We start from the raw sequence: 15345 nt of genomic DNA, 5'->3' as shown, positions 1-15345 counted from the left end.
AGGGCTGATAATTTAATGCCGTGATGAGCAGTACGATTGGCATGAGATCTCTGGTGATTATCGCAAGATTAACATACGATGATCACTTGAGCTTTTATTGCATCATTTCAATCAACGCTTGCACTGCACGAGATTGAGTACGTCCCGGATGCCAGACCATCCCGAGTCGGCGATTCATTTCAAATGGGATATCAAGCTGTTGCAGATCTTGATTGAGTAAAGTTTTTGGTAAAACAGACCAACCTAATCCAATAGACACCAGCATGCGAATCGATTCAAGGGGATTATTACTCATGGTAATCTTTGGCTTTAACGCTCTTTTTTCAAATTCAGCTAATGTGATTTGACTGGTATACGTTTGTGCTGCAGGGAGTAGGCTTGGGTATTCTAATAAATCTTCAAGCTTTAAATTGTGCTTTTTCGCTAGAGGATGGAAGGGTGCAGTCACAAAAATTAAAGGATCATTCCAGATCGTCACATAATGTAGACGTTCATCGCCCTGTGGCGGCAGCGTCAAAAATGCCAATTCTAAATCACCTGCTAACACTTGTTCATGGGCTTGTTCGGAATCAACAAAATGAACATCTAAAGTCACATTTGGATAATGTTGCGTATAGTGTTTGAGATGATGGGGCAGATGATGTAAACCAATATGATGGCTGGTGCCTACTTTTAATTTGCCTTGAACTTGCGCTTGTTCATGACTTAAGGTGTGATGAATATCACCGAGCTCATTCAACCAATTTTTGACTTTTGGCAACAGCGAGTGCGCAGCATGGGTTGCTTGTACCCCACGACCTGCGGATTCAAAAAGTTTCACACCGAAATAATCTTCTAGACTATGAATACGTTTTGTTACAGCGGGCTGGGTAATAAAAAGTTGATCGGCTGCTAAAGAAATAGAGCCAGTTTCCATGACCTTAACAAAGGCCTCAAATGCTGCAAGATTCATAATAAAAAAAGGGTTATGAAAATTTAAATTAATTATAAAATAAAATTATAATAATTGCGATCCTAATCTACTGGGTTACCTATATTTTAATGTTGATGATGCAATGATGTCTTGTCATCAAATATTCAAATTAATTCGTATTTGACATCAAAATAATAGAGTGAATAAAAAAGATCATCACCATGATGATCTTTGAGGATATCTGTTCATATAGCCGATCGATGGTTTTAAGGTATCTCGGTTTCTTGAGGAAGGATTGCTTTACGTTCCCAGATCCGTTCATGAATAAAAAAAGCAACAGCTTGTACGGTAGGTTCAAGCAGACTTAATGTTGCGGCAATGATCCAGCTTCCTGTCACTAAATAAGCCACAATCATGGCAACACTAATATGCATAATATAATAACTAAATGTTTTTTTAAGCGTGCGCTGATGATTGCTTAAAAAATTGTGTATATTCGCCATCATGATATTCCTCAAATCATCGTATTGTTTAGATATTTAAATAATAATCATTATCATTAATAAAGTAAAAGTGAATTTTAAGTTTCTCTGCATCGAAAAAATTAATCTGTGTTTTTTTAAGCAGTGTTATAAATTAAATGTAAAAAAATGTAATTTACTTTTGGTTGTATATTATTAATTATCAGATAGTTATGATTTTTATAAATGGGGGTGAGTTTGATGTATTTTTCATTTTTTAGTAAAAAACCGAACTGATTGGCGTAATATCTAGCCTCTAAGAGAGATACGGCAAGATTGCTGTTTTATTTGAGTTGAATTGTAAGGTTATTGTTTAAAATGGCAAGTTATATAAGTTCTAACGCAGATCAAGCGGTAGATGTTACAGAGATTCACTATACCATTCGTAATAATAAAGCACATCGTTCTGATGATGAGGAAAGCCCCCAGTTAAATTCACATTTACAACGAGCCAAATTATTTCTTAGTCGTAGTGCAATTGATATCAAAAAATTTAGCCAATATTTAAGTGGTATTCATAGTTTAAGAAGCTCTCAAAAATGTGCGCGTAGTATTCGTGTTGCGCTGGAATCCGCAGGTGCACAAATTCAAAAACATCCTGTTGCTGCTGCAGATTGGGGGGCGACTTTAACTCAATTGGGTTTTCGTAAAATTCACCCTGAATTTTCCAATCCACGGCGTGGTGATATTTATATTATTCAGCGGACCGCCAAACATAATTATGGACATATTGCTGGTTTCACCGGTTCTGAGTGGGTGTCTGATTTTAAACAGCGCAGCTATGATGTCTATAAAGATCACAATATTAAATATGAATACTATCGTTTAGAGTAATTATTACTTAACGCAAATCAGCAATCGAATGCGAATAATCGTGGTGATTGCTGATATTTTGATGATCTATACAGTTATGTTAGTCGCTCATTCTTTTGCTACGATTGCTATAGATTGAAAGAATAAAAAAGCCTAAAAGCATGAAGGCAAAATATTGAATCGTCAATATTGTACGTTGCACTGAAGGAAAGCTAGAACTAACCAATAGCAGTATAAGGCTGATTAAGACAATCAATATTAGATTCACATGACGTTCAATATAGGGCTGCTTAAATTGCTGATGCAGTATATAGAGAACATGTAGTAAAGCACCCAGTGATAATGCCCATATGCTATGTTGTAAGGAAAGTTTGATTGGATCTGCACTGAGTAAAATGATTAGACAGGTGCCTAGACAGAACATTAATTTTATGGGGCGCGTACAACGTGTAGAATACCAAAAATTGAGCATGATCATTGATCCTCTAAGCTATTTTTCCTCAATAAAGCCATAGGGGAAAATACGCAGATGGCAATACACATAAAGCCTAGACCTTGGACACCTGGCATGAGAATCTCATTATTTTTAATATTCATAAAAATGAGTGCCAGTAATAATGCGATTGGAATCCAAGTGAGTAAGCGATAGAGCATTCCAGTTGGACGATTCGCCACAAAATGGAGGCGACAATAGCGGCAGATCAAAAAAATAATCCCAGTGCCTAGAAACATTAAAATAGCGTCAAGAGAAAGTGGATATTTTAAATATAGCCCTGCTGTAATAATGATGATCAGCATCAAAAATAGTATTTTTTTTGCTATAGAAAGCTGTGGATTAAACCAGAATTCGAGCATATTTTGCATCAATCATGTGGTAGACAGTGCAAACTTTAACATATTTTAAATATAAAAAAGCGAGACATCTGCCTCGCCATTTTATTGATCGGGATATATTTTAATGTTGTTTTTGAGGTCCCCAGTCGTAGATTTTTTTCTGATAGGCATACCACATCATCCATAGACCAATTAAAATCATTGGAATGGTTAAAAATTGTCCTTTACTCATCCAAGCAATGAAAAGTTGTCCATTATCTGGTTCACGGAAGAATTCAACCACGAAGCGTGCAATACCATAACCAATTAAAAACAGGGCAGAAACAGCATAACGAGGACGCGGCTTAGAACTGAACCACCATAATACAAGAAAAAGAATTAATCCCTCGGCAATGGCTTGATAAATCTGTGAAGGATGACGTACCAGTTGTAAAGGATCAGTTGGAAAAATCATACCGAGTGCAAAGTGAGGATCACTGACTGGACGTCCATAGAGCTCACCACCAATAAAATTACCAATACGACCAAACATTAAACCTGTGGGGACACATGGTGCAATGAAATCTAAAGTTTCAAACCAAGTCTTTTGATACTTTTTACACCAAAAAATCATGGCGATCATGACACCGAGGAAGCCGCCGTGAAAACTCATTCCACCTGTCCAGACCTCAAATAACCATAGTGGATTAGCTAAAAATTGGTCTAATCCATAGAAGAAGACATAGCCTAAACGCCCTCCGATAACAACACCTAGTGCACCATAAAAAATTAGATCTGAGACCATTTCAGAGGTCCAGCCATCACGTTTTTTGGTACGGTAGGTTGCTAAACCCCAAGCAAATAAAAATGCCAATAGATACATGAGTCCGTACCAATGTACTTGTAGTGGGCCGATTGCAATCGCTACCGGATCAATATTGGGATAGGTCAGCATTCCTGTTCCTTTTGATTATGTTGCTCTCGATTTTAGCTCAATGTTATAAAAAATGTTGTACATTCGATGTGTAAAGATCAAAGGGAATCTGTTATGTGTATTGTCGCGATTGCTTGGCAATTATTGGATGATTTACCATTATGTCTGTTATCAAATCGAGATGAGTTCTATGCTCGGCCGACACAGCAACTTGGTTTTTGGCATAATAGCCCTGTCATTGCTGGCCAAGATCTGACATCAGGTGGTACATGGATGGGGGTGACATTAACAGGTCGCTGGGCAGTCATCACAAATTTTAGAGATGGTCATGAGCGAGCTCACTATTCGACGTCCAGAGGTCATTTAGTGCAAAAGTTTCTTGAATCTACATTAACACCTATACGCTTTGCACAGCAGTTAGAAAAAGTACAATGTGATTATGCCGGATTTAATTTAGTGCTTGGTGATCAACAGCAAGCCGTTTATATGAGTAATCGTGGCGAAGCTCCACAAATATTAGCACCGGGTGTTTATGTATTATCGAATACTTTAATGAGTCAATATTGGCAAAAAACTCAGCATTTACGGCATCGATTTACTCAAGAATTTTTACCGATGTTGCAATATGCTGATACCAATCTAATTGACTTACAACGCTTGGCATGGGATTTATTACAAGATCAGCGTCAAGTTGTACCCGATTTATTACCTGATACAGGAATTGATGCTGCAATGGAGGCTTTATTATCCTCTACATTTATTCAGAGTGCTGATTATGGTACCCGTTGTTCCAATTTGATTAAAATGACTTCATCGAGTTGGCAATGGTCAGAAAAATCTCAGCAAGGGTTAACGCAGTCAGATATTGTCCAGCTCTATGGTAAAATTATATCGTGACCATAAATGGCAACATATTTTGATGCAATCTGCTGTTATTTCATTTGGAATAGATCAGGAAAAGTTACTGGTGAGCTTTATTGCTTGAGTTGCAATATACAAAATGCCAACATCAGTTGGCATTTTATATTACCGGCTAAACGCTATTAACCTGCAATGACACCGCCATCTTGGCGCGTAATAACCACAGTGGCCGAACGTGGTCGTGAGGTCGCATTTGCATCGGTTTGTGATGCTGGCCAATGACTGCTTGGTTGGGCATAAGACTTGGAATCTTCACCTGGATGCTGCACATTAATAAAGATCGCTTTATAATCTGGCGTCATGGTAACACCTGTAATTTCACATTCTTTAGGACCTGTTAAAAAGCGTCTTAAATTTTCATCATTGACCTGTGCACCGACAATGGTTTGCTGACCCGCAGAGGTAATGGCTGTATTACCATCACCCACTTGACCAGGTAATGCTGCCAGCATCATACAATTGGTTACATCGGTATATGCACCATCATCGGTTTGAATCCAAAGCACGCCACGTGGATCAAACCACATGCCATCTGGAGAAGATAAGTCATTATTATCGCTTAAACCTGAGAGATTAATATTGCTGGCCATTGCGGCTTCAGCTCCAAATAAATAAATATCCCAGCTAAAGTTTTCCGCTGTTGTCGTATCACCCTGTTCACGGAAGCGAATAATATGACCATTGACATTACCCTTACCTCCTTCAGGATCAACATAGTAACGTGGGTTAGCAGCATCTAGTGGCTGCGCATTACTACCGCGATTAGAATTGTTGGTTAAGGTTACATACACTTCACCATTTTCAGGATTGACAGCAACCCATTCAGGTCGATCCATTTTCGTCGCTCCGACGGCATCTGCTGCTAGGCGTGCAAATGTAACCACATCGGCTTGGGAACTAAACGGATAAACGCTATTACTTTCATTCAGTCCATTTTTACCATAGCTGAGTTCAATCCATTGACCTTGGCCATCATTATGGAATTTTGCAACATAAAGCTTGCCATTATTCATATACTTATCGCCAACAGTATAGCCACCATTGATATCACGATTATCCCATTTTTGATCTGAGACAAATTTATAAATATATTCACCGCGTGAATCATCTCCCATATAAAAGGCTAAATGATCATCTTCGCGTAAACGGCTGGCACGACAATCTTCATGAGCAAAACGTCCTAATGCGGTTCGTTTTACAGGATTTTGACGACTATCAAATGGATCGATTTCTACAATCCAGCCAAATGTATTTGGACCATTACGATAGTCTTCTGCTGCAGTTTGTGCTGAGACATTGGCAAGCCAGCGATCATATGAATCCTGTAGATCAATACGTCCTTCAGCAGTTTCCCAACCATAACGAGAATTGGCACCCTCTTTTAGACCATAACGATTTAAAGCCACAATTTCTTGTGGTGAGCGTTTACTATTATCATTTTGATGACGTGCAAAATAACCAATAAAGTTTTCTTCTGTCGTGAGATACGTTCCCCAAGGCGTGTAGCCATTACCGCAGTTATTATGTGTACCACGTGTTTGTTTCGCTGTAGGAGAATATTTCGTACTGAGTAATGCGGATCCAGCAGCAGGACCTTTAAAATCCATCACTGTAGAACCAGTAATACGACGATTAAAAGGTGAATTTTTAACTAATTCGACAGCTTGCGTATTGGTATTTTTTTTAATTTGAATAATTGAAACACCATGAGCATTGACTTCACGTATCACTTCATCTTCGGGACGTCGACCATTGATCTTAGTCGGGCCTTGGGGATGAAGAAAGGTTGGATTAATATATTCATGGTTCATCACCAGTAAACCATGTTCTGATTGTTGCGGATCATAACGACCTGTATTGCTATTCAGACCAAAAAAGCTCATGCCATCATGACAATCCCCTGAACGGAACTGAAAGCTTGCGCCATTCGGCACCTGATTATCATCCCATGCAGGATAGTCTGGATGAATTGAATCACCCATCGCATACAATACAGTCGCTTGATAGCCTTCAGGTACAGTGACGATATCATTTAAATTTTTTGCAACAGGATTAAAGCTTAATTTAGTTGGTTTTTGATTGGGGTCTTTGATGGGAGGTGTTGGATTTTGTTCGTTCCCAGATGAGGAATCGTCGTCATCATTACAGCCAGTCAAAGTGGAGGCCAATGCCAATGCAGCAACGCCACTGGCTGTTTTTTTAATTAGGCTACGGCGAGTCATCCGTTGACTAAGAATGTCACGAAAATGAATATTATCTGACGTATTATTGTCAAGTTCTTGAGCTTCGTTATAAGGTTTATTCATCATATTAACAGTGCGCATCTATGCTGGGTTTAAAAAGTTACCCTCAAAATAGACGTTAAATATGACAAGCTTTTGAAGTTAATATTGCAATGTGATTAAAGCTGATCATGATGAATTATTCAGATGGTCTGGGATTTTTTCGCTTAAAAAATGTTTATTGTTGTGATGGGCATCAAAGCATTTTTAATCAATAAGAATGGCGATTTAATCCAGAACAGATTAAATCTCCACTCATTCTTAGAGGTACAATAAATAGTTGTATTTACTGAATAAAATCAAAGTAGAGATTGAGTGAAATATTGCTTGTTTTTAGCCAAGTATATTGTTGGGGAATCGCATTTTTTTTAAACGCTATGGCGGTAAATTGCACGATTATGATATTGCATCATGATGATAGTTGATTCGAACAATCATGATGCAATCGTGGGTATAGCTGAGATTAAAATGATGTCGCTATGCCTCTTGCTTTGTTTGACGTTTTTCAATCAGTTTTGCCGACAATAATCCGATTTCAAATAAAATCCACATAGGAATTGCCAGCATAATCATAGATAATGCATCTGGTGGTGTCACAAACATCGCGACAAAAAAACAGCCAACTACAACAAAACGTCGTTTTTCGATCAACTGTTCTGTTGTTACAACACCAATTAAAATTAATAATAAGGTGATAATTGGAATTTCAAAGGTTAAACCAAAAACCAAAAAAAGCTTTAAACAGAATGTTAAATAACTATTAATATCCGTCATTGGCGCAACCGTTTCAGGTGAGACACTAATGAAAAAATGTAAAATCGACGGTAATGCAATATAGTAAGCAAAGCTAATACCAAGATAAAATAAGCTGATACTACCCAATAATAAAGGCAGTGCCAAAGATCGTTCCTTCTGATATAAGGCCGGCTTAACAAATGACCAAACTTGATAAATCAAATAGGGCATTGCTAAAGTCAGCGCCAGAAAAAAATTAAGTTTAAATGGTGCCATGAATGTTGCAGTGACATCGGTTGCAATCATGGTTGAACTCAATGGGAGTTGCGCTCTCAGGGGTTCAGAAAGCATTTGATAACTTTGATTGGCAAAAGGTAATAAGCAAAAAAATAGCACTAACAATACACCGACACTACGAAAAAGATAGCGACGAAGAATCACCAAATGTTTGGTGATAGGCATTTCTGCTAAAGTTTCAGTCGTTGTTTGCTGTGCTTCAGGTGTCATTGATGAGGGAACAATAGGATTCATAGTGCAACCTGATAGTTTTTATTGTTTAAATCATGGGAACTAAAATGCTGATGATTGATCTGTTGTGCTGTCGTACTATTAATAGCACGACAAGATAAAGCCAGTTGCCGACCATACGGGCGAAAGACATAATTGGGTGATTGTGCAATAAAATGATATGTTTGATGCACCTTAACCTCTGGTTCATCAAGTCGTTGGTGATGCTCCAACGCATTGAGCTGATTCTGCATTTTTACTTCTAAGGCCTGAATACGCTGCATTTCTTGTTGCATTTGTGCACGTAATTCCGATAAACGTAATTCACGGTCAATATCTTGATGAACATTATTAATGGTGCGTTTAATTTTACTGTACCACTTCCCCATAAAGCGTGCTGCTTCTGGCAGCTTATCTGGGCCTAAAATTAATAATGCAATAATGCCAAAGACCAAGAGTTCGGTCATTCCTATATTCAGCATAAATAATCACTTTTAACTTTTTATGGTACTGTCAGTATTTTTAACATCAGCTTGAATAATACGAGCATCTTGCAGTTGAGGCGGTTCAGTATTTTCATCTTTGATTGATTTTTTAAAATCCTTAACTGCGCCACCCACATCTTTACCAAGATTTTTTAATTTTGAGGTACCAAAAAGTAAAATGACAACAATTGCAAAAATTACAACATGCCAAATCGATAAACCTGCCATATCCAGTTACTCATAGATTAAATGATGTGTTTATCTCATCAGTTCTCTATGACATTCCGATGACAGTTTTTTGAACAATTAAAGAAGAATGATGGGTCGATTACTGCAGCAGTGATACCATAACAGCATGAAATTAATTGGATATTATTATGGGCTTAATCCTGCCATTTTGTGCATTTCTATGCGGGATTGTGCTGGCTAGAAAATATAGTGATGCGAGCAGTTATTTAAAAAAATTACTCTCGAGTTTATTGGCCCGTCTCTTTATTCCAGTCATCATTGTTTACAACATGGTATTTTATCAACCAGGTCGTTTATGGTTGATTGGATTTAGTTTTTTAAGCTCGATCCTACTATTTAGTATTTTTTATTATTTGCAAAAAGATAAATTAAATGCGTTATGTTTTAGTTACTTAAATGGTGCATGGTTGGGTTTTCCATTGGCATTAGTGGTCTTTGGTGCAGAGGCCAGTAGTATCATTGTGGCTTTATATATTGGTGGGTCAGTATTTGGTAATGTATGTGCTGTGATCGCATTAAGTGAACATCAGCAGTCTGTGACGAACATCAGTAAAAATATTCTACAATCTCCCCCGATCATTGCTTTAATGTTAGCAGGTTTATTGTCATTTTATTCTTTAGCATCATTGGAAACACATCCCATAATTCAAGCCATCTATCAACTTGATAAAATTTTAGTTACTTTTTCGGGCATGTGTATTTTGGGGATGTGGTTGAGTCATGTTGCTGTGACATGGTCAGATTTACAACAGAGTTTAAAGTTGATCGGTCATCGCCTCTGGGCTGCAATGCTACTGTGTCTAATGGCTTATTTTTTATTGCCAATTCCTCATGAACTATTGACCTATGCTGTGATGATGATGTTTTTTTGTTTACCACCAGCAGCCAATATTGTTGCTTTAGAAACGCATTATCGAGGGACTGGATCTTCTGCTAAAATCATTGCATCAGGCACGATTGCCAGTGTAATTGTGATTTTATTTTATGGCGCATTATGGCAGTTCTGGGTTTAAAAATTTTATCAGGCTGGACATTAGATGAACAACATCACATCAAGTGGTGTCTGTAGTGTGCGTTTTCTCTATGAGAGAAGACACACATACACCATGCCGTTATTGTTTTAAGCTGGCTTTAAATAATTGCATGGCTTGCCCACGATGACTGATTTTATTTTTCTCTTCTTTGCTGAGTTCTGCACTGGAAACGCCAAGTTCTGGGAGCCAAAATAAAGGATCATAGCCAAAACCATGTTCACCACGTGCTTGCTCAAGTACTTGGCCTTGCCAAATGCCTTGGAAAATTTGTGGTAAAGGATCATCTGCATGTTGTACCAATGCTAATACACAAACAAACATTGCCTCAATAGGCTGAGCATGTTGGCGCAGTGGACGTAATTCACTCAAGAGTTTTTGGTTGTTTGCCAAATCATCACCATGTTCCCCTGCATAACGTGCTGAATAAATGCCTGGTGCACCAGATAATATCGGGACACAGATTCCTGAATCATCTGCAATTGCAGGATAACCAGAGATACGTGAAGCATGGCGTGCTTTAATAATGGCATTTTCAATAAAACTTAAACCATCCTCAATGGCATCTTCAATCTGTAATTGACCTTGTGCAACAACATCTACAGGAAGATTTAATTCAGCAAAAAGCTTTTCAAATTCGGCAATTTTACCTTTGTTATTACTGGCAAGAACCAGTGTTCCTTGAGATAACCAATCGAGTGTAGACATGCAGCTTTGCTCTATATAACGCTATGAATCATGATATTTTAACGGATTTTATCGTTGAATTTGGTATTTCAAATCATTTTATATTTTGGATTGATTTGTTGGATATATTGCGTTAAATAGCCTAGTTTTATTGTGTTTAATTCCTTATGATAATGCTTGTAATTTAAACAATATTGAATAGATTATGGTGTAAAATTGATATGAATAACTGGCTTTATTTGACATTGTTTTCTGCGCTATTGTGTATCAATAGTATGACTTTTGCACAGCGTGTTTCATGTAAAAATTTTAAAACACAGCAGCAAGCACAAGCCTATTTTATTCAGCATAAAGCTCGACAGCTTGATCGTGATCGCGATGGTCAGGCCTGTGACTGTTTACCTGGTGGTAATGGTCAAAAATGTCCAAGAAAAAAATAATATGATTTTATAGAAAATATGCATTCATCACAGGCTTAAGGCCTTGTTTGGTCGGTTTAATCTTACGAGTAAATTTTATTTTTCCTATAAAAAGTATTGTTATTATCATAAAAAATAACTGTGCATTATATTTTTTTAAGCTTCGTTTAAGCTGAATTACATTAAAATAGCCAAGAATGATGAACGGCTATGATCGCAAAAAATAAAGCAATTATGTCTAGATAATATGCAACCCATACCTTAATCATATTGTTTATCTTGAGCAATATTACATGAAAACTCGTTTTTTTTCGAAGGTGCTCGCAGCACTTCTCTCTAGCGCTCTCTGTTCAGTTCCTGCAATCGCCGGAAATCAATTACAGCCCAGCAAGCAAACACTGACAATTATTGGTTATCATGAAATTACTAATCATAATAATGCATTAATTCCTGACTATGCCGTGACTACCCAACAGTTTCAACAACATTTGGATTGGTTAAAGCAACATGGTTATCACTTTATTGGCGTTGATCAGTTATTAAAGGCACATCAAGGCCAAGCTCAGTTACCCAGCAAACCGGTGTTGTTAACGGTTGATGATGGTTATGCATCGTTTTATCAAAATGTTTATCCCATCATTAAAGCCCAAAAAATTCCTGTAGTTTTAGCTGTCGTTGGCTCTTGGTTGGCGCCTGCACAAGATCAAAAAGTTGATTTTGCAGGTGAGATGATTGCACGAGATGATTTATTATCATGGCAACAACTACAAGAGATGCAACGTAGTGGTCTGGTTGAGATTGCTAGTCATAGCTATAATTTACATCGCGGTATTGTGGGTAATCCACAGGGCAATTCCGAACCTGCAGCAGTCACACGACAATATGATCCGCAAAGCAACAGTTATGAAAATGATGCAGATTACCAGCAGCGTATACAGACTGATTTAAAACGCAACAATCAGTTATTGGTTGAACATGGGATTCGATCACCGAGAGTAATGGTCTGGCCTTATGGTCGATACAATATGTATACGGTCAATATTGCAAAACAGTTGGGTATGCCAATCGCACTCAGTTTGGATGATGGTGCAAATCATCTGGATCGTCCTTTAGGGCAGTTAAATCGTATTTTAATTGAAGGGGGGATGACTACAGAGGATTTAGCGCAAGAAATTGACAATCGTCAGCAAAATTTAGGCGATCGTAATCGTCCACAAAAAATCATGCATATTGATCTTGATTATATTTATGATCCAGATCCTGTATAGCAAGAACGTAATTTGGATCATTTACTGGATCGGATTCGCACCATGAATGTAAATACTGTCTATTTACAAGCATTTTCTGATCCGGATGCCAATGGTTCTGCTGATATGGTGTATTTCCCTAATCGTTATTTGCCAATGCGTGCAGATTTATTTAATCGTGTAGCATGGCAAATTCAGACTCGTACTCAAGTCAGCCGAATCTATGCTTGGATGCCATTATTGGCTTGGGAATTACCCAAAACTAATCCAGTATCTCACGATATTGTCGTTACAGAGCAAACGAAGGGAAGTGAACATTTAGATATGGGCTATCATCGTTTAAGTCCTTTCTCATCTGATGCACGTCAAACCATTGCTGGAATTTACCATGATTTGGCGAAATCCGTACCCTTTAATGGGCTGTTATTTCATGATGATACGACCTTATCTGATTATGAGGATGCCAGTCCAGAAGCCATGCAAGCTTATCGTGCAATTGGCTTACCGGATGATTTAGCACAGATTCGTCATGATGATGCTGAACTTCAGAAATGGACAGCATTTAAAACCAAAGTGATTGATGACTTTGCCATGGAGTTGGCCGCTGATGTTCGTCAGTATCAGCCATTTTTATTGACTTCACGTAATCTATACGCACAAGTCGCTTTACAGCCTTATGCCGAAAACTGGTATTCACAATCACTTGAACAATCACTAAATCGTTATGACTTTACAGCGATTATGGCTATGCCGCATATGGAGCAGGCGCCTGATCATGATCAATTTTATCAAGACATTGTGAATCGTGTAAAAACTTTTCCAGATGGTATGAAAAAAACCGTGTTTGAGCTGCAGTCTGTTAACTGGCGCAATAATCAAAAAATTCCTTCAGCAGAAATGGCGACCACCATTCAGTCCCTTTATCAACAAGGTGCAATGCATGTTGCTTATTATCCTGATGATCCTATTCAAGATCATCCCGATGCAAAAGTTTTACGCAAAGCCTTTGATTTGAAATCAAGCAAACTTATTCCTTAGAGAGGAATTACCTATGTTAGCGCTTCAGCAATCTTGGCATGCTATGCTTCACTTTGTCTTTTATTATCCATTATTCATGTCCTACTTATGGATGATTGGTGCATTAATCTTTTATTGGAAGGAACGTCAGGAGCCGCCGTATCAACAGCCACCGGCTTTATCCGCATATCCGAAAGTCGCAGTTTTAGTCCCTTGTTTTAATGAAGGGGAAAATGCAGAAGAAACCATTAGTCATGCACTTAATTTGCAATATCCAAACTTTGAGGTGATTGCCATTAATGATGGCAGTTCTGATCATACTGCCGAGGTTTTAAACCATCTTGCAGCACAACATGACAAATTAAGAGTAGTACATTTAAAACAGAATCAGGGTAAGGCGATGGCGTTACAAGCTGGTAGTTTACTTACTGATGCAGAGTATTTAATTGGTATCGATGGTGATGCATTACTGGATCCCTATGTTGCTTGTTGGATGATTCGTCATTTTCTTGCAGATGATAGTGTTGCTGCTGTGACTGGAAATCCACGTATCCGTACACGTTCTACATTAATTGGCCGTATTCAGGTGGGCGAGTTTTCGTCGATTGTCGGTATGATTAAACGAGCACAGCGTAGTTTTGGCCGTTTATTCACGGTATCTGGTGTGATTACAGCATTTCGTAAAAGTGCAGTACATGAAGTAGGGTATTGGTCGCCAGATATGTTAACTGAAGATATTGATATTACATGGAAATTACAACGTGCTGGTTGGAATATTCATTTCGAACCGAATGCTTTGGTATGGATTTTAATGCCTGAAACATTGCAAGGGTTATGGAAACAGCGCTTACGTTGGGCGATGGGTGGTGCCCAAGTATTGTTAAAAAATATAGATGTCTTAATCAAACCACGCTTAAATTTTTTATGGCCATTGATGATGGAATTAATTCTGACATTGTTCTGGTCATATTTAATGCTTTTATTGAGTGTGATTTGGCTGATTCATTGGCTGATTCCATTACCTATGTTGAGTGGGATCGGTTCACCATTTTTACCTTACGGTAAGGGTATGCTTTTAGGCGCTACGTGTTTACTACAGTTTGCCCTCAGTAAGTGGATGGATAGTCGTTATGAACCAGCATTGGCCAAAAATTATTTTTGGATGATTTGGTATCCATTTGTATTTTGGTTAATTACGATTAGTGCCACGATTGTTGCATTTCCTAAGGTACTACATCGCGGTACTGGACAACGTGCGCGTTGGATCAGTCCTGACCGGGGTATTCGTATTAAACAGCTTGCTGAGAATCATACACATGAAAAATAGTGGTTTAATTATCGATTTACGTCGTCAACTTCCTTGGCATCAGCGTTATGCATCAGGTACATCCACAGCATTAATGTGGGCAGTTTGGCTATTATTGTGGCGGCCTGTCATTATTGTAACAGGACTAATTGCACTACAAAAACATCATGTCATACAGCATATTTTTGATGGATTAAGTATTGGCATCGGACACGGTTTAACCGCTTTAGTGGCTTGTAGCATCGCGTTATTATTCTGGAGCAATTTTATGCCAGCCATCACAATTACAAAGACTTCAGCCAAATGTGTGAGCGATTATAGCAATCATTTTCATTTACCTATAGCGCTGATTGAACACGGTCGCCAACAAAAAATTAGTGTAATACATTATGATGAACATGGAAAAATAACTCAGATTGAGCCATCTGAACACGTATAGTTCATGATAGATCCAAAATAAAGGCG

16 protein-coding genes and 1 pseudogene are annotated in these 15345 nt (G+C 38.1%); 7 read left to right on the top strand and 10 right to left on the bottom strand.

Annotated features, from left to right (window positions below; translation table 11 throughout):
- Positions 1-94: 94 nt before the first annotated feature.
- Both QSG86_RS02680 and QSG86_RS02675 read right to left on the bottom strand, forming a co-directional pair.
- A complete protein-coding gene (locus tag QSG86_RS02680) occupies positions 95-952 on the bottom strand; it encodes a LysR family transcriptional regulator (protein ID WP_317030088.1) in 858 nt (285 codons plus the stop codon).
- 227 nt (positions 953-1179) lie between these two features.
- Positions 1180-1416 (bottom strand): DUF2061 domain-containing protein, encoded by a 237-nt coding sequence (locus QSG86_RS02675; RefSeq protein ID WP_317032649.1) that lies wholly within the window; start codon positions 1414-1416, stop codon positions 1180-1182.
- 336 nt (positions 1417-1752) lie between these two features.
- Between QSG86_RS02675 and QSG86_RS02670 the strand changes: the two genes are divergently transcribed.
- Positions 1753-2268, top strand: coding sequence for a CHAP domain-containing protein (locus QSG86_RS02670; RefSeq protein ID WP_317030087.1), 516 nt, complete (start codon positions 1753-1755; stop codon positions 2266-2268).
- A 79-nt stretch (positions 2269-2347) separates the two neighbouring features.
- Here QSG86_RS02670 and QSG86_RS02665 read toward each other — a convergent pair whose 3' ends face one another.
- The 3 genes from QSG86_RS02665 to lgt form a co-directional block, all read right to left on the bottom strand.
- Entirely contained in the window at positions 2348-2719 is a 372-nt protein-coding gene (locus QSG86_RS02665) for a hypothetical protein (protein ID WP_317030086.1), read from the bottom strand.
- A 2-nt stretch (positions 2720-2721) separates the two neighbouring features.
- Positions 2722-3102, bottom strand: coding sequence for an AzlD domain-containing protein (locus QSG86_RS02660; RefSeq protein WP_317030085.1), 381 nt, complete (start codon positions 3100-3102; stop codon positions 2722-2724).
- 100 nt (positions 3103-3202) lie between these two features.
- Entirely contained in the window at positions 3203-4015 is an 813-nt protein-coding gene (gene lgt, locus QSG86_RS02655; RefSeq protein WP_317030084.1) for a prolipoprotein diacylglyceryl transferase, read from the bottom strand.
- A gap of 93 nt (positions 4016-4108) precedes the next feature.
- On the opposite strand from lgt, the gene QSG86_RS02650 reads away from it, so the two are divergent.
- A complete protein-coding gene (locus QSG86_RS02650; protein ID WP_317030083.1) occupies positions 4109-4891 on the top strand; it encodes an NRDE family protein in 783 nt (260 codons plus the stop codon).
- 146 nt (positions 4892-5037) lie between these two features.
- On the opposite strand, the gene QSG86_RS02645 is transcribed toward QSG86_RS02650, so the two are convergent.
- From QSG86_RS02645 to QSG86_RS02630, 4 genes are all read right to left on the bottom strand, one after another.
- Positions 5038-7224 carry a PhoX family protein gene (locus QSG86_RS02645; protein WP_410487439.1) on the bottom strand — a complete coding sequence of 729 codons (2187 nt, stop codon included), beginning with the start codon at positions 7222-7224 and terminating at the stop codon, positions 5038-5040.
- A 450-nt stretch (positions 7225-7674) separates the two neighbouring features.
- Positions 7675-8439 (bottom strand): twin-arginine translocase subunit TatC, encoded by a 765-nt coding sequence (gene tatC / locus QSG86_RS02640; protein ID WP_317032647.1) that lies wholly within the window; start codon positions 8437-8439, stop codon positions 7675-7677.
- Between the two features lie 20 nt (positions 8440-8459).
- On the bottom strand, positions 8460-8921 hold the full coding sequence (gene tatB / locus QSG86_RS02635; RefSeq protein WP_317030082.1) for a Sec-independent protein translocase protein TatB: 462 nt from the start codon (positions 8919-8921) through the stop codon (positions 8460-8462).
- Positions 8922-8933: 12 nt separating this feature from the next.
- Positions 8934-9152 carry a Sec-independent protein translocase subunit TatA gene (locus tag QSG86_RS02630; protein WP_317030081.1) on the bottom strand — a complete coding sequence of 73 codons (219 nt, stop codon included), beginning with the start codon at positions 9150-9152 and terminating at the stop codon, positions 8934-8936.
- A gap of 149 nt (positions 9153-9301) precedes the next feature.
- Here QSG86_RS02630 and QSG86_RS02625 point away from each other — a divergent pair, with 149 nt between their 5' ends.
- Positions 9302-10186 (top strand): permease, encoded by an 885-nt coding sequence (locus QSG86_RS02625; RefSeq protein ID WP_317030080.1) that lies wholly within the window; start codon positions 9302-9304, stop codon positions 10184-10186.
- Positions 10187-10285: 99 nt separating this feature from the next.
- Here the strand turns inward: QSG86_RS02625 and rdgB are convergent, their stop codons facing one another.
- Positions 10286-10912, bottom strand: coding sequence for an RdgB/HAM1 family non-canonical purine NTP pyrophosphatase (gene rdgB, locus QSG86_RS02620; protein WP_317030079.1), 627 nt, complete (start codon positions 10910-10912; stop codon positions 10286-10288).
- A gap of 200 nt (positions 10913-11112) precedes the next feature.
- On the opposite strand from rdgB, the gene QSG86_RS02615 reads away from it, so the two are divergent.
- The 4 genes and pseudogenes from QSG86_RS02615 (at position 11113) to pgaD (ending at position 15319) form a co-directional block, all read left to right on the top strand.
- Positions 11113-11331 (top strand): excalibur calcium-binding domain-containing protein, encoded by a 219-nt coding sequence (locus tag QSG86_RS02615; protein WP_317030078.1) that lies wholly within the window; start codon positions 11113-11115, stop codon positions 11329-11331.
- Between the two features lie 272 nt (positions 11332-11603).
- A pseudogene (gene pgaB / locus QSG86_RS02610) lies at positions 11604-13595 on the top strand (poly-beta-1,6-N-acetyl-D-glucosamine N-deacetylase PgaB).
- Positions 13596-13608: 13 nt separating this feature from the next.
- Positions 13609-14901 (top strand): poly-beta-1,6-N-acetyl-D-glucosamine synthase, encoded by a 1293-nt coding sequence (gene pgaC / locus QSG86_RS02605; protein ID WP_317030077.1) that lies wholly within the window; start codon positions 13609-13611, stop codon positions 14899-14901.
- Positions 14891-15319 carry a poly-beta-1,6-N-acetyl-D-glucosamine biosynthesis protein PgaD gene (gene pgaD / locus QSG86_RS02600; RefSeq protein ID WP_317030076.1) on the top strand — a complete coding sequence of 143 codons (429 nt, stop codon included), beginning with the start codon at positions 14891-14893 and terminating at the stop codon, positions 15317-15319. Before pgaC ends, pgaD begins: the two co-directional genes overlap by 11 nt.
- Positions 15320-15345 lie beyond the last annotated feature (26 nt).

Source organism: Acinetobacter sp. SAAs474 (assembly GCF_032823475.1).
Lineage (GTDB): Bacteria > Pseudomonadota > Gammaproteobacteria > Pseudomonadales > Moraxellaceae > Acinetobacter.
This window is presented reverse-complemented; position numbering and strand designations above follow the sequence as displayed.